Source organism: Thermococcus sp. GR6 (assembly GCF_012027415.1).
Lineage (GTDB): Archaea > Methanobacteriota_B > Thermococci > Thermococcales > Thermococcaceae > Thermococcus > Thermococcus onnurineus.
On the sequence record NZ_SNUM01000002.1, the window covers coordinates 434896 to 453696 of the forward strand.

23 protein-coding genes and 1 tRNA gene are annotated in these 18801 nt (G+C 53.1%); 10 read left to right on the plus strand and 14 right to left on the minus strand.

The window, feature by feature from the left end; all coding sequences use genetic code 11:
- Positions 1-735 (plus strand): DUF2110 family protein, encoded by a 735-nt coding sequence (locus E3E32_RS08545; protein WP_167731610.1) that lies wholly within the window; start codon positions 1-3, stop codon positions 733-735.
- Here E3E32_RS08545 and E3E32_RS08550 read toward each other — a convergent pair.
- The 9 genes from E3E32_RS08550 to E3E32_RS08590 all read right to left on the minus strand — a co-directional run bounded on the left by E3E32_RS08550 (position 719) and on the right by E3E32_RS08590 (position 8897).
- On the minus strand, positions 719-2086 hold the full coding sequence (locus E3E32_RS08550; RefSeq protein WP_240910607.1) for a hypothetical protein: 1368 nt from the start codon (positions 2084-2086) through the stop codon (positions 719-721). The two genes, E3E32_RS08545 and E3E32_RS08550, sit on opposite strands and share 17 nt — an antisense overlap.
- 128 nt (positions 2087-2214) lie before the next feature.
- Positions 2215-3132, minus strand: coding sequence for an Mrp/NBP35 family ATP-binding protein (locus E3E32_RS08555; RefSeq protein WP_167731363.1), 918 nt, complete (start codon positions 3130-3132; stop codon positions 2215-2217).
- A gap of 130 nt (positions 3133-3262) precedes the next feature.
- Positions 3263-4258, minus strand: coding sequence for a pyruvate synthase subunit PorB (porB, locus tag E3E32_RS08560; protein ID WP_012572444.1), 996 nt, complete (start codon positions 4256-4258; stop codon positions 3263-3265).
- Positions 4259-4268: 10 nt separating this feature from the next.
- Positions 4269-5453: a pyruvate synthase subunit PorA gene (gene porA / locus E3E32_RS08565; protein ID WP_167731364.1), complete on the minus strand. Its 1185-nt coding sequence runs from the start codon at positions 5451-5453 to the stop codon at positions 4269-4271.
- Between the two features lie 11 nt (positions 5454-5464).
- Positions 5465-5782 carry a pyruvate synthase subunit PorD gene (gene porD / locus E3E32_RS08570; protein WP_012572442.1) on the minus strand — a complete coding sequence of 106 codons (318 nt, stop codon included), beginning with the start codon at positions 5780-5782 and terminating at the stop codon, positions 5465-5467.
- A 62-nt stretch (positions 5783-5844) separates the two neighbouring features.
- Positions 5845-6780, minus strand: a complete 936-nt coding sequence (locus E3E32_RS08575; RefSeq protein WP_167731365.1) for a 3-methyl-2-oxobutanoate dehydrogenase subunit beta — start codon at positions 6778-6780, stop codon at positions 5845-5847.
- A 5-nt stretch (positions 6781-6785) separates the two neighbouring features.
- Complete coding sequence (gene porA, locus E3E32_RS08580) at positions 6786-7973, minus strand: pyruvate ferredoxin oxidoreductase (RefSeq protein WP_167731366.1); 1188 nt, start codon at positions 7971-7973, stop codon at positions 6786-6788.
- A gap of 10 nt (positions 7974-7983) precedes the next feature.
- On the minus strand, positions 7984-8301 hold the full coding sequence (locus E3E32_RS08585; protein ID WP_048055100.1) for a 3-methyl-2-oxobutanoate dehydrogenase subunit delta: 318 nt from the start codon (positions 8299-8301) through the stop codon (positions 7984-7986).
- Between the two features lie 38 nt (positions 8302-8339).
- Positions 8340-8897 (minus strand): pyruvate/ketoisovalerate ferredoxin oxidoreductase subunit gamma, encoded by a 558-nt coding sequence (locus E3E32_RS08590; RefSeq protein ID WP_048055181.1) that lies wholly within the window; start codon positions 8895-8897, stop codon positions 8340-8342.
- 229 nt (positions 8898-9126) lie between these two features.
- On the opposite strand from E3E32_RS08590, the gene E3E32_RS08595 reads away from it, so the two are divergent.
- Positions 9127-10089: an inorganic phosphate transporter gene (locus E3E32_RS08595; RefSeq protein ID WP_167731367.1), complete on the plus strand. Its 963-nt coding sequence runs from the start codon at positions 9127-9129 to the stop codon at positions 10087-10089.
- Here the strand turns inward: E3E32_RS08595 and hflX are convergent.
- Positions 10069-11355 (minus strand): GTPase HflX, encoded by a 1287-nt coding sequence (gene hflX / locus E3E32_RS08600; RefSeq protein ID WP_167731368.1) that lies wholly within the window; start codon positions 11353-11355, stop codon positions 10069-10071. The genes E3E32_RS08595 and hflX overlap by 21 nt on opposite strands.
- 110 nt (positions 11356-11465) lie before the next feature.
- Between hflX and E3E32_RS08605 the strand changes: the two genes are divergently transcribed.
- Complete coding sequence (locus tag E3E32_RS08605) at positions 11466-11825, plus strand: carboxymuconolactone decarboxylase family protein (RefSeq protein ID WP_167731612.1); 360 nt, start codon at positions 11466-11468, stop codon at positions 11823-11825.
- A gap of 39 nt (positions 11826-11864) precedes the next feature.
- Here E3E32_RS08605 and E3E32_RS08610 read toward each other — a convergent pair whose 3' ends face one another.
- Positions 11865-12200, minus strand: coding sequence for a nascent polypeptide-associated complex protein (locus tag E3E32_RS08610; RefSeq protein WP_167731613.1), 336 nt, complete (start codon positions 12198-12200; stop codon positions 11865-11867).
- A gap of 228 nt (positions 12201-12428) precedes the next feature.
- Here E3E32_RS08610 and E3E32_RS08615 point away from each other — a divergent pair, with 228 nt between their 5' ends.
- The 3 genes from E3E32_RS08615 to E3E32_RS08625 all read left to right on the plus strand — a co-directional run bounded on the left by E3E32_RS08615 (position 12429) and on the right by E3E32_RS08625 (position 13635).
- A complete protein-coding gene (locus E3E32_RS08615; RefSeq protein WP_167731369.1) occupies positions 12429-12800 on the plus strand; it encodes a hypothetical protein in 372 nt (123 codons plus the stop codon).
- An 83-nt stretch (positions 12801-12883) separates the two neighbouring features.
- Positions 12884-13363, plus strand: coding sequence for a hypothetical protein (locus E3E32_RS08620; protein ID WP_167731370.1), 480 nt, complete (start codon positions 12884-12886; stop codon positions 13361-13363).
- A gap of 17 nt (positions 13364-13380) precedes the next feature.
- Positions 13381-13635: a hypothetical protein gene (locus E3E32_RS08625; RefSeq protein WP_206205260.1), complete on the plus strand. Its 255-nt coding sequence runs from the start codon at positions 13381-13383 to the stop codon at positions 13633-13635.
- A 4-nt stretch (positions 13636-13639) separates the two neighbouring features.
- Here the strand turns inward: E3E32_RS08625 and E3E32_RS08630 are convergent, their stop codons facing one another.
- From E3E32_RS08630 to E3E32_RS08640, 3 genes are read right to left on the minus strand one after another with little or no spacing between them, the layout of a single operon-like run.
- A complete protein-coding gene (locus E3E32_RS08630; RefSeq protein ID WP_167731372.1) occupies positions 13640-14671 on the minus strand; it encodes a tetratricopeptide repeat protein in 1032 nt (343 codons plus the stop codon).
- Positions 14647-15186, minus strand: a complete 540-nt coding sequence (otg, locus tag E3E32_RS08635; RefSeq protein WP_167731373.1) for a methylated-DNA--protein-cysteine methyltransferase — start codon at positions 15184-15186, stop codon at positions 14647-14649. The genes E3E32_RS08630 and otg overlap by 25 nt, the downstream gene beginning before the upstream one ends.
- Positions 15173-15892: an RNA methyltransferase gene (locus tag E3E32_RS08640; RefSeq protein WP_167731374.1), complete on the minus strand. Its 720-nt coding sequence runs from the start codon at positions 15890-15892 to the stop codon at positions 15173-15175. The genes otg and E3E32_RS08640 overlap by 14 nt, the downstream gene beginning before the upstream one ends.
- A gap of 45 nt (positions 15893-15937) precedes the next feature.
- Here E3E32_RS08640 and E3E32_RS08645 point away from each other — a divergent pair, with 45 nt between their 5' ends.
- From E3E32_RS08645 to E3E32_RS08660, 4 genes are all read left to right on the plus strand, one after another.
- Entirely contained in the window at positions 15938-16837 is a 900-nt protein-coding gene (locus E3E32_RS08645) for a 2-dehydropantoate 2-reductase (protein ID WP_167731375.1), read from the plus strand.
- 34 nt (positions 16838-16871) lie between these two features.
- Positions 16872-17519 carry a TIGR00153 family protein gene (locus tag E3E32_RS08650; protein ID WP_167731376.1) on the plus strand — a complete coding sequence of 216 codons (648 nt, stop codon included), beginning with the start codon at positions 16872-16874 and terminating at the stop codon, positions 17517-17519.
- Positions 17516-18439: a hydroxyacid dehydrogenase gene (locus E3E32_RS08655; protein ID WP_167731377.1), complete on the plus strand. Its 924-nt coding sequence runs from the start codon at positions 17516-17518 to the stop codon at positions 18437-18439. Before E3E32_RS08650 ends, E3E32_RS08655 begins: the two co-directional genes overlap by 4 nt.
- Positions 18440-18546: 107 nt before the next feature.
- Positions 18547-18624 (plus strand) — tRNA-Ala (locus tag E3E32_RS08660).
- The last annotated feature ends 177 nt before the right edge of the window (positions 18625-18801 follow it).

An 18801-nucleotide genomic window follows, 5' to 3' on the forward strand; every position in this document is an offset into this window, starting at 1 on the left:
ATGCAGGAAGTAGTTATTCTGGAGAAGGTTTACGGGGACAGGAGCGGCTTTTTGAAGCTCGATAAAAAGCTCAAGGCCCTCCTCGGTGATCTGGAAGTTGAATGGAAGCTCTCAGCGGTTAAGAAGCAGTGGGTCAAGGTAAGTCTCAACGGTGAGGACGAGGAAATCTCAGCAAACCTCGTAAGGGAGGAGTTCGGCGAGATTCCCTACAGACTTAAGGCCGTTGAAGAAGGCAAAACCTACCGGGGAAGGTTCATAGACCTGGGAAAAGTCGGCTACGGGGCTTACGTTGACATTGGAATATTCACTCCAAAGCCTAAGGATGCCCTTCTACCGCTCTATTACCTCAAGGAGACCTTTGGAGAGATGCCGGTCAGGGAAATGATAAGGAAGTTCGGCTGGGTTGACAACCTTCCCGTTGAGGTTACGGTCACTAGAGTCGAGTTCGGCGCGAGAGAGGTTGAGCTTGCCTTCAGCGATGCTCAGCTCAAGCGCATAAAATCCTGGCTGAGCGACGGCCACGACAAGCTCTTCGTGACAGGAACAATAAGCGAAAACGTCGAAAAGGCCCTTATAAGGACAGGGCACGGCAGGGATGTCAAGCGCATGGAGGAGCTCGGATTGATGGAGACGCTCCTGATACTCAAGAAGGGCACTCAGGCACCGGGAATAATCAAGGAAATCGGCCCGCACCTTAAGGGTGCTGTAATAGGTGCCATCAAGTTTGAGGAGTGAGCCCATAGAGCATCCTCGCCGTGAGGGATGCGAGGATTACGAAGCAGTAGGGCAGTATCTCCGGGATGAACAGCGCAAGGGGAATGTAAAAGACCGCCAACATCGCGAGAAAGGGCGTCTGGCCCCTCATTTTCATGCTTTTTTCTCTGTAAATTACTGCGTAGGCTATAGCCAGGATCGCCAGAGCCGTATTGAAAAAGAACTTGGCTATGTAGTCCCAGCACTCCGGAGTCATGTGGCTGGGTATGTTTACGGGAAAGCCGAATTGGGTATACATGAGGGCCACGCCGAGTGCGCTCATAAGTAAGTAAGCATAGTTTCTTAGATGCCTTTTTGGGAAGGCCAGCGCAAAGATGGCGGGAATTGGGAGGAGATACGGATTTATTGCTATCGTGAGCAGGGTGAACAGAGACAGAACCAGCGTTTGCAGCAGTGCCTTTACTCTCTCCGGCGAGAAAGTCACGTTGCTTATTATTGCCAGCGTGATGAGGAAAGATGTCAGGCCGAGGACGCTCCCGTCAATGTGGTGGAGATGGTCCCTGAACATTGGCGAGGCAAAGGTGAGGCCGAAGACTATGAAGCCCAACTCGCGGGCGCGCTTTGGCGAGATATAAAAGGAGAATGATATTAGCAGAAGGATAAGCACCCAGTGGGCAAAAACAAGATTCTCCTCGATGGGTGGAACTATCTTGAATAGTACACCCAACATTGCCCCTAACGGAGAATCCACGGAGCCCCCAACGGCAAATTTGAGTCCCTGGAAGAAGTATTCAAGAAAAACCTCACTCATCTTTGGAATAGGGGCAGTGAGATACCACAGCATGAATAGGGAGAGGGTCAGGCTGTAGAAGCTGCCGGCATGGCTCTTATCGTTGCGGAGAGTGAGCAAGAAGACCCAGGCTATAATGACGAGCAGTACCACAAAGCCGACCTTTGATTCGAGTGGAGGATTCCAAAGCTTCTCAAAAGCACGCTCCGTCAGGTAGATGTTGTCCTCGGAGCCGGTTATGATAACGGAGTGGTTGAGAACGATGATTCCGGGCAGAAGCGACTGGTTTTCGGGAAGGCCGGTCTGGGGCCAGAGGATCATCATCATGGGGTTGTTATAAACATTCCCAATAAGGACTAGCGTCTCGTTTCCGTGTTCCTTTACAGTTGAAAGCTTCTCATCGACGTAATACGCCCAGGCCTTTGCCCAGGTCTCGTTTCCGGCAACCACAGTGTAAGTCGAGTTTGAGTCCAGAAAAGCCTGAAAAGCTCCCTGACTTGGATAGTATGTCAGCTCACCGGCAGAAACGAGGGGAGCCATGAGGATGATGAGGGTTATTAGAACAAGGGTTCGCTTCATCATATCCCTCCCAGGGAGATACCCAAACATGGTTAAAAAGTTAATGTAGCCTGGCCCAGCGCGGCCTCACGGCAACGGCGTCTGCCGGCCTCGGCCGCGATAAAGAAGTGAGAGAAAAGGGCTTAAAGGCTTTACTCTTCCTTCGATTCCTCGCTGCCCTCTTCCTTGGTCTCTTCGCCCTTCATATCCTCGAGCTTGGCGATAAGCTTGTCAACTATCTCCGTGAAGGCCTTGGCGGCCACGGTGTCCTCGTAGAGGACTATCGGTATGCCAGTGTCACTGGCTTCCCTTGCCTTGAGGTCTATTGGTATCTCCCCGAGGAAGTCAACGCCCTCTTTTTCGGCGAGCTTCTTTCCACCACCCTTACCGAAGAGATCTATCTCGTTGCCGCAGTGCGGGCAGATGAGGTAGCTCATGTTCTCGACGACTGCTATGTAAGGCACTTCCATCCTCTTCATCATGTTGACGGCTTTGCCTGTGTCTAGCAAAGCGACCTCCTGCGGTGTGGTGACGATTATCGCCGCGTCGAGCTGGAGGGTCTGGGTGACCGTGAGTATCTGATCGCCCGTTCCCGGTGGGAAGTCTATTATCATGAAGTCCAGCTCACCCCACTTGACGTCTCCGAGGAGCTGCTTTATCGCCTTGGTAACGAGGCTTCCGCGCCAGATGATCGGCTGGTCCTCTGGGACGAGAAAGCCCATGCTCATGACCTTTATGGGCGTGGTCTGGCCGAGAAAGTCATTCATCGGGGGTATCATCTCGAATCTACCGTCTTCCATTCTCTCTGCCAGAACCTCGGCTTTCTCTACACCGAGCATCTTTGCCACGTTCGGCCCGTGTATGTCCGCGTCGAGGATTCCGACAAAGTAACCCTTCTTTGCAAGGGCGGCGGCGAGGTTGACAGCAACGGTGCTCTTCCCGACACCACCCTTACCGCTGAGAACGGCTATTTTGTACTTCCACTTTTTCTGCTTCTCGTTTATCCTCTGAGTGAGTGGGTCAGCACCCAGTCCCGCTATGTTCAGGGTGGGGGGAGTTTTGATAGTCATCTTTAACCACCTCCGGATTAGGTTTTCCTAAGAGCTTAAAAGTTTTGTTATAAAAGAGACCCTTATGGGTCATTTTTGTAGAACAATCATCAGGTGAAAGCAGAAATTGGTAGAAGAAGAAAGAGGGAGGTCACTCCTCCGGCTTCGGGAGGATGACATCGACGCCAAGAACCTTCCACATGGCCTTGATCTGCTCGCGCATTATGTCGATGGCCTCGGGCTGCTTGAAGAGGTGCTTGAACCTGCCCTGGAGCTTGAGGTACTCTTCGATGGGCTTCTTGAACTCGATGGCAACGATCCTGCCACCCTCGCGCTTGACCTTGGCGCCTCCTCCCGGTGCCTGTATCTTGATGTTGTGGAAGTCACCGTTCTCGATCTCAAAGAGCGGCCAAACACCGGTCTCGATGGCGAGCCTAGTGATCTCAATGCTCTTCTCCGGCGGGGCGCGCCAGCCTGGGACACAAGTACACTGGACCTGGACGAAGGCCGGGCCGTCGACCTTAGCGGCCTTCTTCATCTTCTTGATGAAGTCATAGGGGTTAGCGACGCTGGCGGTTGCCACGTACGGGATCTGGTGGGCGGCAGCGATGAGGGCAACCCACTTCTTGGGCTTGTCCTCACCGATGGAGAGCTTTCCTGGCGGTGAGGTGGTCGTCCAGGCACCGTAGGGGGTTGAGCTCGACCTCTGGATTCCGGTGTTCATGTAGGCCTCGTTGTCGTACATGAGGTAGACGACGTTGTGCCAGCGCTCGAGCATACCGCTGAGGGCCTGCATACCAATGTCTGCCGTACCACCATCTCCACCAATAGCGAGGATCTTACCCTTCCTGCCGACCTTCTTCCAGGCGGCCTCGACACCACTCGCAACTGCGGCGGCGTTCTCGAAAGCGACGTGGATCCACGGGGCCTTCCAGGCGGTGTACGGGAAGACGGCGCTGACGACTTCCATACATCCTGTGGCTTGGGCTATAGCGAAGGCGTTTGGATCACCGTACTTCTCCTCCATGGCCTCGCTGAAGGCCTTTGTGGCAAGCCTGAGAGCAGCTGCACAGCCGCAACCAGCACAGGCGGCGTGACCAGGTGCCCAGTACTCGCGAGTGGTAATTGGGGGCTTCCTAACGGCCATCTTCCTCACCTCACAGTATCTCCTTTCTAAGTCCTATCCAGTTGACTTCCTCAAACTCCCCCCCAGTGAGGGCCTTCTGCGCTATTGCTAGGGCCTCATCGAGGTCCTTGAAGGTGACGTCCCTGCCTCCAAGGCCGAGGATGAAGTCAACTATCTTTGGCTTCTCACTCTCGTTGACCAAGGCCCTGCTGAAGTCCTGGAATAAGGCTCCACCGACGCTGAAAGTGACGTTCTTCTCGAGAAGCGCGAGAACCTTTGTCTTCTTTGCGAGCTCCCTGACTTCTTCGGTTGGGAATGGCCTGTAAACGGTGATCTTGGCGGCACCGACCTTAACGCCCTTCTCGCGGAGCATGTCGACATACTCCTTGAGGGTTCCGGCGAGGGAGCCCATGGTGACGAAGATTATGTCGGCATCTTCGGTCCTGTACTCTTCAATCTTCTGGTACTTCCTTCCGAACTTCTTCTCGAACTCGGCGAAGACCTCATCGATGACCTTCTTAGCGTTCTCGTTAGCTTCCCAGACGCCATAGCGGGCCTCCATGTAGTGGGCTGGGAATCCGAGTGCACCCTGGGTTATCGGCTTGGCCGGATCGAGATAGGCGTGCTTTGGCACGTACTCGCCGAGGAACTCGTCGACGAGCTCTTGGTCTGGGATCTCAACCGGCTCGACGGTGTGGGTCAGGATGAACGCGTCAAAGCCTACCATTGCAGGAAGGAGAACCCTTTCGTCTTCGGCGACCTTGAAGGCTATCAGGATGAGGTCAAGGGCTTCCTGATTGTTTTCGGCGTAGAACTGGAGCCAGCCGGTGTCGCGCTCGCTGATTGTGTCCTGCCAGTCGTTCCAGATGTTGATCGGAGCTGAGAGAGCACGGTTTCCAACGGCGATGACTATCGGAAGCCTCATTCCTGCTGCGATGAAGAGTATCTCGTGCATCAAAGCGAGACCCTGGGAAGCGGTCGCGGTGAAGGTCCTAACACCTGCCGCCGAAGCACCGACACAAGCAGAAATTGCTGAGTGCTCGCTCTCGACCTTGATGAACTCTGCGTCAAGCTCTCCATCGGCTACGAACTCACTTATTTTCTCAGGAACGAGAGTGGAGGGCGTAATTGGGAACGCTGCGATAACCTTTGGCTTGGCCAGCTTGGCCGCCCAGGCAGCAGCCTCGTTAGCCTTCATAACCTTCCTAATCGGCATCTTTCACCACCTCACTTGGTCTCCCTAACCATAACTATTGCCTCTGTCGGGCACTCGTTTGCACAAATTCCACAGCCCTTACAGTAGTCGTAGTCGAAGACCGGATAGTTCTCATCGTCGAGATATATGGCTGGCTCCGGACAGTAGATGTAGCAGAGATAGCACCTAACGCACTTGTCCCTGTTGAACTCCGGCATGAAAACTCTCCAGCTTCCGGTCTTGTTCACGACACTGCTTCCCGGGAGGTAGACAATCGCTCCCGGAGTCATCTTTTCGCTATACTCCTTCTGAACCCTCTCAATGTCGGCCTTAAACGGACTCTCGGCCATGTATATCACCTCGGGTGAGTTGTCAACTTGACACTTAAACCTTTAGGGTAAAGATGGAAAGCTCAGCCGAAGATCTCGGCGAGCTTCTTGAGCTTCTCCCACTCGTGGAGGACCCACTGCTGGAGGATATCGATATCCTCCTTGGTCATGTACTTGAACCTGCCCTGGAGCTTGAGGAACTCCTCAATGGGTTTGGGATCCTTCTTGGTGCTCGGCATGTTGATCTTGTACTTGCCGTTCTCGTACTCGAAGAGCGGGAAGTAGGCGGTCTGGACTGCCAACCTGGCTAGCTCGATGCTCTTGTCGGTCGGTGAGCGCCAGCCAGTTGGACACGGCGCGAAGAGCTGGATGAAGCTCGGTCCTGGGGTCTTCTGGGCCTTCTTGAGCTTCCTTATGAAGTCTTCTGGGTAGGCAATGCTTGCGGTAGCCGCATAGGGTATCTCGTGGGCAATGACGATGTCGATGACCTTCTTCTTGTGCCTCTTCTCGAGGAAGTGCTCCTTTCCACCGGGGGTGTTGGTGGTCCAGGCACCGTATGGTGTTGAACCCGACCTCTGGATTCCGGTGTTCATGTAGGCCTCGTTGTCGTACATGATGTAGACCGCATCGTGGCCCCTCTCAAGGAAGCCCGAGAGAGCCTGGAGTCCTATGTCGGCGGTTCCACCATCGCCTGCCCAGCCGACGACCATTATGCCGTCCTCGCCCTTAACCTTGTAGCCCTTGGCTTTCAGAGCAGCCTCGATTCCGCTTATGACGGCACCGGTGGTCTCGAACGCGGTGTGGAACAGGTTCGCGTCGAGTGCGCTGTATGGCCAAGGACCAGCGATGATGGTTGAACAGCATGCTGGAATTGCGAATATTGTCTTCTTCCCATAGGCCTTAAGGACGTACCTAAGGCCGAGTGAGGCACCACAGCCCTGGCAGGCGGTGTGGCCCGCGTAAAAGTGCTCCTCCGCGGGAATGCTCAACCTCTTCTTAACGTTCTCTGGAATCTCCATCATTCTCACCTCTTAAGGTGGTACCAGTCCACCTCTACATCTAGTTCTCCTTTCTCGATGATTGCCTTCATGTTCTCTGCTATCTTCTTGACATCGCTCACAGTGAAGTCTCTGCCTCCAAGGCCGACGATGTAGTTCTTTATGATCGGTTTTGCGTCGGTGTTGTAGAGCACACCCTTGGCCTCGTTGAAGAGTATGCCCTCCTGGCCAAAGGAGAAGTTCCTGTCGAGGACGGCTATTCCCTCCACATTCTTGGCCAGTTCGTAGAGCTCGTCCTTCGGGAATGGCCTGAACCAGCGGACCTTGGCTGCTCCGACTTTGTAGCCCTCCTCACGGAGAATGTCAACGGCCTGCTTGACGGTTCCCATGAGTGAACCCATGCCCATGAAGACGAAGTCAGCATCGTCAGTCCTGTAGAGCTCTATCATCTGGCTGTAGTCCCTTCCAAACATCTCGCCGAACTCCTTGCCAACTTCCTTGATGACCTTTCTAGCCTTCTCCATAGCCTTTTCTATCTTGTAACGGAACTCGTAGTAGTCAGCGGGAGTTCCGAGGGCTCCAACAGAGACTGGGTTGTCGAAGTCGGTGAGCGTGTAGAGCGGCTTCCTCGGCGGGAGGAACTCATCGACGAGCTCTTGGGGGATCATCTCAACGACGTCGTAGGTGTGACTCAGGATGAAGGCGCTCTCAACGACCATCGCTGGCAGATTGACGGTCTCAGCAACCTTAAAGGCCATCAGAACGCCGTCATAAACCTCCTGATTGTTTTCGGCGTAGAACTGCATCCAGCCCGTATCGCGCTGGGCTAGGGAGTCGGTCTGGTCGTCCCAGACGCTCCACGGCGGGGCCATAGCCCTGTTGACGTCAACCATAACTATCGGCAACCTCGCGCCGCTCGCCCAGTGGAGCATCTCGTGCATCAAAGCGAGACCCTGGGCAGAGGTTGCCGTAAAGGCCCTCGCTCCAGTTGCTGAAGCTCCTATACATGCGGCCATAGCAGAGTGCTCACTCTCAACAGCCACGTACTGAAGGTTCTCAACCTCACCGTTGGCTATGAACTCCGCTATCTTCTCGATGATGCTCGTCTGAGGGGTGATTGGGTAAGCCGCCACAACCTCAACGCGGGCGTGCTTGGCGGCGTAAGCGGCCGCGTAGTTGCCGCTCACAACCTTTCTAATCGGCTTGTACTCCATGCTCAACACCTCACTTCTCTTCTTTCTCCATCGTTATAGCCTTGGTTGGGCATTCGTTCGCACAGATACCGCAGCCCTTACAGTAGTCATAGTCGATGCCGACGTAGCCGTCCTCGCGGATGTATATCGCTGGCTCGGGGCAGAACTTCCAGCAGATGTAACACTTGACGCACTTGTTATCATCAACGACTGGTATGAACGTCCTCCAGTCACCAGTGAAGTTGATGAGGGTCGTTCCCAGGGTTATAGGGGCCTCTGGATACTCGTCCACGGATTTGAGGACGATTTTGGTGGCCCCTTCTTTCTTTTCACCAAACAACGTGTTCAACTCTCTTCACCCCTTGTAAGGATTATAAGGAAAGAGAATCAGAGCTCGTAAATGACGGTCTTGTTGAAGGCCTCTTCTGCAGCCTTGGCATTCTTTTCGCCGAGGGCTCCGGAGAAGACGTCCTGGATGGCCTTCTGGACGTGCTCAAGGCTGACGACGCCAGTGGCCTTGGCGACGGCACCGAGAATGGCGGTGTTAGTGATCGGGAGGCCGAGTATCTCAAGGGCTATGGTGGTGGCGTCGACCAGAGCGAGCTTGGCGGGCTTCTTCTTGAGCTTCTCGAGGACTTCTTCCTTGCTTTTCTCGGTGTTGACGATAACGATTCCACCGTCCTTGAGACCTGCGGTGACATCGACAGTGTCGAGAAGGGACGGATCAAGGACGACGACTATGTCAGGTTCGTAGATCTGGGTCTTAATCCTGATGGGCTTCTCGTCGATCCTGGTGAATGCCGTAACAGGTGCTCCACGCCTCTCAACTCCGAAGAACGGGAACGCCTGGACGTATTTGCCCTCAAGGAAAGCGGCTGAAGCTAATATGTTGGCAGCCGTAACTGCACCCTGTCCACCCCTACCGTGAAAACGAATCTCTATCATCATTCCTGCCTCCTTAAATTTGTCAAAACTTATTCATCTATTGCATTTATTTAAGTTTCGGTATTGGGTTAAGCAGCCTTCGGCAGATGTCTTTGGGTAGGCATGAACTTTGTCAGTCGTCAATGGAACAATTATGGCATCATTTCTCGAAAAAAGTTCGTGCAGTCATTGGCAAAATTTTTTAAGCCACAGTCTAAAGGGAGATATATAGACTATATAGGTGGTCCCTATGGACGGGCTAGTGATAGCAGCAATAGCAGTGGCATTCTACATAGCTTGGAACATAGGTTCGAACGACTCAGCCAACGCTATGGGAACAGCAGTAGGTGCAGGAATACTCAGCTTTCGGCAAGCCACCCTCACCATAGCGATATTCGTCCTGATGGGTGCCTATCTGAAGGGCTATAAGGTTATGAAAACCGTCGGCAAGGGCATCGTCCCCGAAGGCTACCTCACGATAGAGATGGCGGTAATAGCACTTCTCGCCGCTGGCGTCTGGGTCACGATAGCCACCGTCAAGGGCCTTCCGGTTTCCACGACTCAGGCCATAGTTGGCGGTGTTATAGGAGTTGGTCTTGCTGTCGATGCTCCAATCAACTGGTACACGCTCGTTAAAATAGCATCTGCGTGGGTTGTCTCGCCCATACTGTCTGGGATTCTGGCGATAATCCTGTACAAGTTCTATTCCAAGGTTATTTCGAGCATAAAAAGCGTCTCTACGATTGAGGCCCTCTACAAGGCTCTCGCTATACTCGGCGGCTCGTACATGGCCTTTAACTTCGGCACCAACGAGGTCGCCAATGCATCTGGACCTCTGGTCGGTGCCGGCTTCGTGGAGCCGAAGGTTGCCGGAATTTTTGGTGCGATAGCGCTCTCGATAGGCGCTCTAACTTTTAGCTACGCGGTGATGCACACTGTTGGAAAGAAGATAACCGCCCTCGGCCCGATCTCGGCCTTCGCAGCACAGTTCGGTTCGGCAATAGCTGTGAGCCTTGCCAATATTTTCGGTCTCCCGGTGAGCTCCAGCCAGTCCATAGTCGGTGGAGTCATAGGAGTTGGTCTCATCGCGGGAGAAGGTGTTGACAAGTCCGTCATAAAGGACATAGTCTTCGGCTGGGTAGCGACGCCGCTGACGGCGATATTCATCGCCCTTGGAATCTTCAAGGCTTTCTCATTGGTGGGGCTGGTTTAGCCGCTTTATCTCGACCCCCAGCCTCGTCAGCTCCTTTATCATCCCCGTCTGGATGTAGGCTTCTATTTTCGTCTCCTCACCGTACTCAACAGACAAAACCTCACCGATAGCATTTATCAGAGCCATGACCTGAGGAACTTTCTCAGGCTCCCTCACGGTTATCTCAAAGGCCCCATACTTGGGCAGGGTTAGTACCACCTCTTCCAGCGCCCCATAAAGCTCCTCCAGCTGACCGAACTTGGCCGAGATGGAAACGGCGCGGGAGACGTTTATCCCCCTCTCCTCGACTATCTCCATTATCCTCTCAGCCTTATCTTTAACGTCCTCCTCGCTCGTCAGGTCCCTCTTGTTGAGGACGACTACCATAGGCTTATCCAAGGCCTTAAGCTCCCTCAAGACGTTGAGCGATGCCAGGAACTTCCTCCGTATCTCCGGCCAGGGCTCGCTCACATCGAGAACGAGCAGGACTATATCGGCCTTAACTATCTCCTCCAGCGTGGAGTGGAAGGCTTCAACGATAAACGGCGGGAGGCCGTCAATGAAGCCGACCGTGTCGGTGACGAGAACCCTCTTACCGCCGAGCTTGAAGCGCCTCGTTGTCGTGTCCAGGGTGGTGAACATCTGGTCTCTTGCCTCTATCTCCTCCCTCGCGAGAGTGTTGAGGAGTGTTGACTTTCCGGCGTTCGTGTAGCCCGCTAAGGCGAGCAGAATGAAGCCGACCTCTTCCCTGCGCTTCCTTTTAACCTCGCGGTCCGCCTTTACCCTCTCCAGCTCCTTCCTTATCTTGCCCATGCGGTAGCGGATGTGCTTAAGGTACTGCTGGGTCTGATACTCACCCATTCCCTTGAATCCTGCCCTATCGCCGAGCTTTATTCTCCTGATGGCCTCCTTCACGAGGGGAACCTCATACTGCAGGCTCGCCAGCTCCACCTGGAGCTTTGCCTCTTTTGAATGCGCGCGCCTCTCGAATATTTCAAGAACCAGCTGCCACTTGTCTATTATTTCCACCCTCAGCTCCTTCCAGAGGTTGTAGGCCTGACTTGGCGTGAGCTTGTTGGCGAAGATGACCTTATCCGGCTGAAGCTCCCTCACGAGCTCTTTGAGCTCCTCGAGCTTTCCCTTTCCGATGTTGTACTTAGGGTGCTCCTCACGGTTCTGTTCGAGAATCGCCACTACCTCGTAGCCGGCACTCCTTAACAGCTCCTCGAACTCTTCCCGGCTTATCCTCTCGCGCCTGGATTTTCTGATGACCCCTATTGCCCTCATCATCAGAGCCTCAGTTTCTCCCTTTATATCCTTTTGGAGCAGGTAGTTCTCAACCCAAAGTTTAGGATAGGCCTTTAAACCTGGAATGCAATCTTTATACGGTGATCCCCATGGACTGTGAGGACGTCCAGGTTAAGTTGAAGGAAATAGAGGAGCTCCTTGATAAGCTCGGCAAGGAGCACCCGAAAGAGATAGCCGCCTTTTCTAGGTTCCTCCGCGAGGTTGTTGACAACAAGGCCCTCACAACGAGGGAGAAGGAGCTTATTGCCCTTGCCCTCGGCATAGCTCAGGGCTGTGAGTGGTGCATCTATCTCCACACCCAGAAGGCACTCGAAGCGGGCGCTAAGAAAGAAGAGCTCATCGAGGCCGGTCTCGTCGCGGTTCTCATGGCCGGCGGTCCAGCGCTTATGCACCTCATACCGCTCATGAAGGCCATAGAGACCTTTGAAAAAGAGCATGGAACGGAGTGATTTCCCTTTCTACTTTGTATTTAATAAAAGGAAAATTTCTCAGCCCTCAGTGAGCTTGAGGATGGCCTCCGCGAGGTCGCCCTCGGCCTCTTCAAGCGCCTTCTTTGCCGTCTCGTAGTCAACGCCCGCCTGCTCCATGACGAGTTGGATATCCTCCTCGGAAATTTTGAGGATTGGCCTTACCTCCTCCCTGCCGGCAACTATCTGGTAGCTCTTCTCTCCCTGAGCGGTTATCACCATGGCTGAAACGTCACGAAGGATTATCTCCCTGTCTGGGAGCTTTATAACGACCTCCTCAACGTTTTCAAGTTCTTCCATCTTGATGCCCATCTGGCGCATGAGCTTCTTCATCTGCCTTGGGTTCATTCCCATCATCGCTATCACCTTGAGAAAAATCCGGGCTGGATTTTAAAAAGGTTGGCGAGTTTCGATGACGATTTATGAGCGTAATGTTTAAGTTCTTTCTCCCATATTTTCTTAGATGCCTATGAAACGGGGACTTGCGGTCTTTCTGGTGTTCCTGTTCCTTCTGCCGCAGGTGGCCACGGTTACATAACATTTTCTTCTCGGGAGTGGCAGGCCTCGATTACAGCGTACAATGCAATGTTCACGACAAAAATAAAGGCGTGTCATGGAGAATGCGGAGTCTCCCTTGGTTGTTACGATGAGATTTACGGCACTCTTGTGGAAAAGAACGAAAGCGTAAGATTATATCAGCAGCGGGTTCTGATTGATCCTTGCTGGGTCTTTGGTGCATGTCCAGATCCCTGCGATGACTCTTTTGAATCCAAACTGTTCTGGCATCACCCAACCCTCTACAGGATACTCTATGTTGAGAGGCAGAAAACCTTTGGAGTTCTTCTTTTGATGACATTTGTTGTTTTGCTCCTCATTTGGGAATGGAAAAAGCGGGAAGATCCATTATGGCGTGGAAACCTGAAGAAATACCGGAAGGAGAAATATCCTTCAGCCTGATGTAATTGCGATGTCTTTCCTCTTGATGTACCTTCTTTTTACCTGAGTAACATTTAAATCCAATCACGTAGAAAATTTAGGGGATGTCCATGTTGAGAAAGGCCATTGTACTGATGCTTCTCTTAATCCCAATCCCCAACGCTTTCGCTTTGAATCTATTTGATTTAGTCCATCTCGATGAGCCCGTCTATTGGGTCGATATTACCTGTCACAACTGCACTCTGGATGAAGTCTTAAGCCTCAACGGGGACGAAATAGTAATCTTTAAGCCTTACGACAATGAAACCTTGGTTAGAATAACCGCAAGGGGGGACTCAGTTTTCCGCAGCTTTGAGGAAAAACAGTATGATGTGGGCGTCTTCAACCTGAGTAGCTACGACTGGGAATACATCAAAACTTCTTTTCTCGAGAAATACGAGGAGGCAGGTTTCAACGTCTCCGCTCGCTACAAACGGATTCATATGTTCATTGGGGATGATATGGTCTATACATGGCTACCTACCAAATGGTGCTACTACTACTGTGGATACTGCTGGGAAACGTACGAAGCCAAGCGATGGTGAGTATGAGGGAAGGAAGGGTGGAGTACATGCTCATGAGGCCTCTGGTAGATCCGGCATGGGCCTTCGGTGGTCCAGACCCTTGTGAGTACAACCTCAGCCCCGAGAACTACTCAGAGTTCCTCAAAAAGTGGGACTGGGAGCACTCACGTGTGATTACTGAGACCCCATCTGGTAACCCATATTCAATTTCCTTGGAACCACGAGTGGTGGGGGCTCTGATAGGAGCCGTGCTCATTTTGGCGACTGTTTTGAGAATTAAAAGAATGAGATGAAAATTCACCCCTTTTTCCCTTCCTCTGGGAACTTCGATGTCTCCTCGTTCGCCTTTATTATCTTTGTCCTGTACTCCTCGTACCTCTTCTTTGCCTCTTCGGCCTTCTCCTTCTCGCCGAGGTACTCATAGGCCTCAGCGACGTGCTTCCACCACATCGGGTCTTCTTCGGCCTCCTTGAGGCAGTACTCGAGGAACTTCTGGTAGGCTTTCTTTGCCAGCTCCTCCCTTCCGAGCTTCCTCGCTATGTTTCCGACGTCCTCCCAGAAGACGCCTTCCTCCTGTGCTTCCTTGGTGTAGTAATCCAGGGCCTTCTCCCATGCCTCCCTAGCTTTCTCCTCGTTGCCCAGCTCCTCGTAGAGCTTAGCGACATCCTCCCAGAACCAGGGCTCCTCCTCGGCGTACTTCTCAAGGGCCTTAGCTGCCCTGTCCATGTTCCCAGCCTTCTTCCAGTACTCGTGGGCCTCCTTGAGGTAGTAGGTGTCCTTCTCCTTCTCATAGAGGGCCTCGTATATCTCAGCCGCCTTCTCGTACTTCTCGGCCTTCTCGTAGGCCCAGGCTGCGCTCTCCATCCAGCCGAGCTTCTCGTACATCTCGGCGGCCTTCAGATAGTTGCCGGCCTTCTCGTACTTTCTGGCTGCTGCCTTGTACTTGCCCATCCTCTCGAGCTTCTCGGCCGAGCGGAAGCGGTCGGCCAGGCCCAGATCGGGCTCGCTGATGTACCATATGCCAAAGGCAAGAATTGCAACGAAGAATACTATTATCCCCGCGATTATGTTAGGGTTCTGCCAGGTTGCGCTGAGGTATGTTCCATAGCCGCTTATCACCGTGAATATCGCCAAGATTGCTCCATACTTCCAGCTCTCGGCGTAGAACGTCAGCGCGGTGAAGAAGAGCAGGGTCAGTGTAACGCCGAGGAATCCAAGGGTAAGAACTACCCTCAAGAGCATGGTGAAGCCCCATTTGTAGATTATCGCTCCCGCTATCGCTATGATAGCAATTAAGAATCCTATCAGGTACGCTTTGAGCTTGTCCATTCTTCCACCCCCTCAAGCTTCAGCAGGAAGGTCTTGTACTCGAGCTTTGGCGTGTAATAGCCGGGTCCGTCCCAGGCCACGACTCTGTGACAGGGAACGACTATGGGGTAGGGGTTCCTCTTCATAGCCCCTCCAATGGCCCTCGGGGAAGTTCCAAGGGTCTTTGCCAGCTCTCCATACGTTACAACGCTTCCTCTTTTAACCCTTTTTGTTAGCCATTCGTAAACACGGCGCTCAAAGGATGTTACACCCAGAAAACCCAGCTCCGGAAGGAGCTCCTCGTTCTCGAGTTTTCCAAGAATGACGTCGCGGACGAGTCTGGGATAGTCTGACTCAAGTAGGGTTAATTCGACATTGACACCCCTTTTCTTGAGGAAGAACGCCATGTTGGCGATTCTCTCCCTCAGAAATCCCTCCCCATCTAGGGAGAAGGTAATCCCTTGAATTTTCTCGTCGAAAATCACCGCGATCCAGACTTCCTCCCCCGCGATATCAAAGCGCTCAACGCTCAGCATCTCCACATTCCTCCAGTCTTAACGCCGCTTTTCTCAAGGGTCCGATGAGCGTGTGAACCTCCCTTCCGTAGAGGATGGTTCGCCCCATGAAGCGCCGGAAAATCTTGACGAAAACCTCCTTCCTCTCGGGGTCCTTCGGGTAATCCAGAACGTCCAAAAGCCTCTCCCAGGTTCTGATGAGGGCCTCCTTCTCCTCCCGCGTTGCCGGTTCGAGTGAGGGATGGGGAGCTTCCCTTCCGCCCTTGGCAAGCTCGTAGAGTATCACCGCAACGGCCTGGCTGAGGTTCATGACTGGGTAAATCTCGCTTGTCGGGATGGTGACCGTTAGATCCATCCTCTCAAGCTCCTCGTTCTTCAGGCCGATGCTCTCGCGCCCGAAGAAGATGCCAATCCTACCTGAATAACCCTGGAGTGCTTCCGCCAGCTCCCAGGGCATCATGGGTGCCCTGTCTGGGATGTAGCGCTTCCCCGGCTTCCCGGTAGTGCCCACAGCCAGATCCACGAGTCCCAGCGCTTCCTCGAAGGTCTCGACGATGGCAGCCCTCTCTAGAACGTCCCGCGCGTGGACTGCATAGAGATAGCTCTCCTCAGTGATGTTGGGATTGACCAGGACTAGCTCATTGAAGCCGAAGTTCTTCATCGTTCTCGCTATCATGCCTATGTTTGCGGGCCCCTCAGGTTCGACCAGAATCACATTGAGCTTCATCGGTAAGGCTTTAAGGGGGAGGCTTTAAACGATTGCGGTGGTGAGATGAAGATTTACGTCCTCGGTGCGGGTTCGATAGGTTCACTTTTCGGTGCCCTTCTGACGAGGGCTGGAAACGATGTAACGCTCATCGGCAGGGAGGAGCAGGTGAGGACGATAAATGAGAACGGCCTTCACGTCCTTGGCGTTGAGGAGTTCACAGTTTATCCCAATGCAAGCCTCTACGCTCCTGAAGAGCCCCCAGATCTTCTCATACTGGCCACAAAGTCGTATTCAACTAAAACTGCCCTGGAGTGCGCAAGGAACTGCATCGGCCCGGAAACTTGGGTGCTGAGCATACAGAACGGCCTCGGGAACGAGGAGTTGGCTTTGAAGATAACTCCAAACGTCATGGGGGGAATAACCACCAATGGGGCCATGCTGGTTGAGTGGGGCAGAGTGAAGTGGACCGGCAGGGGAATAACGGTCGTAGGAAAGTATCCTACTGGAGCCCATCCCTTCGTGGAAGAGGTCGCGGAGACTTTTAACGGGGCCGGAATAGAAACGCATACAACCGAGAACGTTATCGGCTGGAAGTGGGCGAAGGCCATAGTCAACTCCGTCATCAATGGACTTGGAACTGTTCTCGAAGTGAAGAACGGCTCTCTGAAGGATGATCCCTACCTCGAGGGCATCTCTGTGGATATAGCGCGCGAAGGATGCATGGTGGCGCGGCAGCTGGGGATAGAGTTTGAGATCCACCCACTGGAGCTTCTCTGGGACACAATAGAGAAAACCCGTGAGAACTACAACTCAACCCTCCAAGACATAAAGAGAAGAAAGAGGACAGAGGTTGACTACATTCACGGAAAGATAGTGGAGTACGCGAAGAGTGTGGGGCTTGAGGCTCCAAGGAACGAGCTTCTCTGGGCGCTCATTAAGGCCAAGGAGGAGCAAAGTAGATAAACCCACCAATCGAGGTTATTGTGGGGGATGAAAAATGCCCATATTTGGCGGAAAAGAAAGTGGGGTTTTTGATACTATTGAAAAGCACCTTGAGGTTGTCAACGAGTCCCTCGTTGCCTTTAGGGAGCTTATGGTTGCTTACTTGAATGGAGATCTTGAAAGGGCTAAGGCCTTCGAGAGGGAAGTGGATCAGCTGGAAAGCAAGGCTGACAAGCTCAGGAGGAGCATAGAGACGATGCTCTATGAGGGGGCTTTCCTTCCTGCCAACAGGGGTGACTACGTCAGGCTTTCAGAGCTGGTTGACCAGGTGGCAGACGCTGCCGAAAGCGCTGCCCACACGCTCATTTTGGCTAAGCCGAAAGTTCCGCTTGAGCTCAGGGATGAGCTCATGAAGCTTGTGGATTCCGCCATCGAGACGTACAAGGTTCTTGTCGAGGCTGTCAATGCACTCAACTCCGACGTTGACAGGGCCATAGAACTCGCAAAGGTCGTTGAAGATGCCGAGGAGAAAGCTGACGAAGTTGAGTACGACATTAAGGGCAAGGTTTTTGAAAGCGAGACTGTCACAACCTATGCAAAACTTGTATGGAACCAGATACTGACGAAAATTGGCGACATAGCCGACCGCGCTGAGGACGCCTCCGATCAGGTCATGCTCATGGCAATAAAGAGGAGGGGATGAATGTGGTCAAGGTTTTGGTTGCCGCACCGCTGCACGAGAAGGCAATAGAGGTTTTGAAGAACGCTGGGTTTGAGGTAGTTTGCGAGGAGTATCCAGATGAGGATAAACTGATAGAGCTCGCCAAGGATGTTGAGGCGATTATAGTCAGGAGCAAGCCTAAGGTGACCAGGAAGGTTATCGAGGCGGCTCCAAAGCTCAAGGTTATCGGAAGGGCTGGCGTCGGCCTCGACAACATCGACCTTGAGGCCGCCAAGGAGAGGGGCATAAAGGTCGTCAACAGTCCAGCCGCCTCAAGCAGGAGCGTCGCTGAGCTTGTCGTCGCCCTCATGTTTGCCGTTGCCAGAAAGATAGCCTTCGCCGACAGGAAGATGCGCGAGGGCGTTTGGGCCAAGAAGCAGTGTATGGGAATCGAGCTCGAAGGAAAGACCATAGGCATAGTCGGTTTCGGCAGAATAGGCTACAACGTGGCCAAGCTAGCAAAGGCTCTTGGTATGAACGTCCTCCTCTACGACCCATACCCAGATGAGGAAAGGGCCAAAGAAGTTGGAGGAAAGTTCGTCAGCCTGGAGGAGCTTCTCAAGGAGAGCGATGTTGTTACGCTTCATGTCCCGCTTATCGATGCCACCTACCACATGATAAACGAGGAGCGGCTGAAGCTGATGAAGCCGACCGCCATCCTTATCAACGCGGCCAGGGGAGCCGTTATAGACACCGAAGCCCTTGTCAAGGCCCTCGAGGAGGGCTGGATTGCTGGAGCTGGCTTGGACGTCTTCGAGGAGGAGCCACTGCCCGAAGGTCACCCGCTTACGAAGTTCGACAACGTTGTCCTCACCCCGCACATCGGCGCCTCGACCGTCGAGGCCCAGATGAGGGCCGGCGTCCAGGTCGCCGAGCAGATAGTTGAGATTCTAAAGAAGTGATGGCCTTTCCTTCTACCGTCTATTTTTCATCTACGTTGTGTCTATGGAATGCCCGAAATATAACCAAAACTTTTTAAAGCTGGATCAGGTTCACTATAACCGGGAGTGGGCCGGTAGCTCAGCCTGGTACGAGCGCCGCCCTCGCAAGGCGGAGGCCGCGGGTTCAAATCCCGCCCGGTCCACCAAAAAACAAACTTTTCGACAGAAAAGTTTGATCAAAGTTGGCATCTCATTCTGAAGTTGCCCACTTCTAAGCGAGTTTACATTTAAATTGTCAATCTTCAGGGTTTACGCTTCAAAATAATGCCCCTCTGGGCATTAAGGGGGAAAACCTCTTAACTTGCCAGCTTTTTGAATTAAAC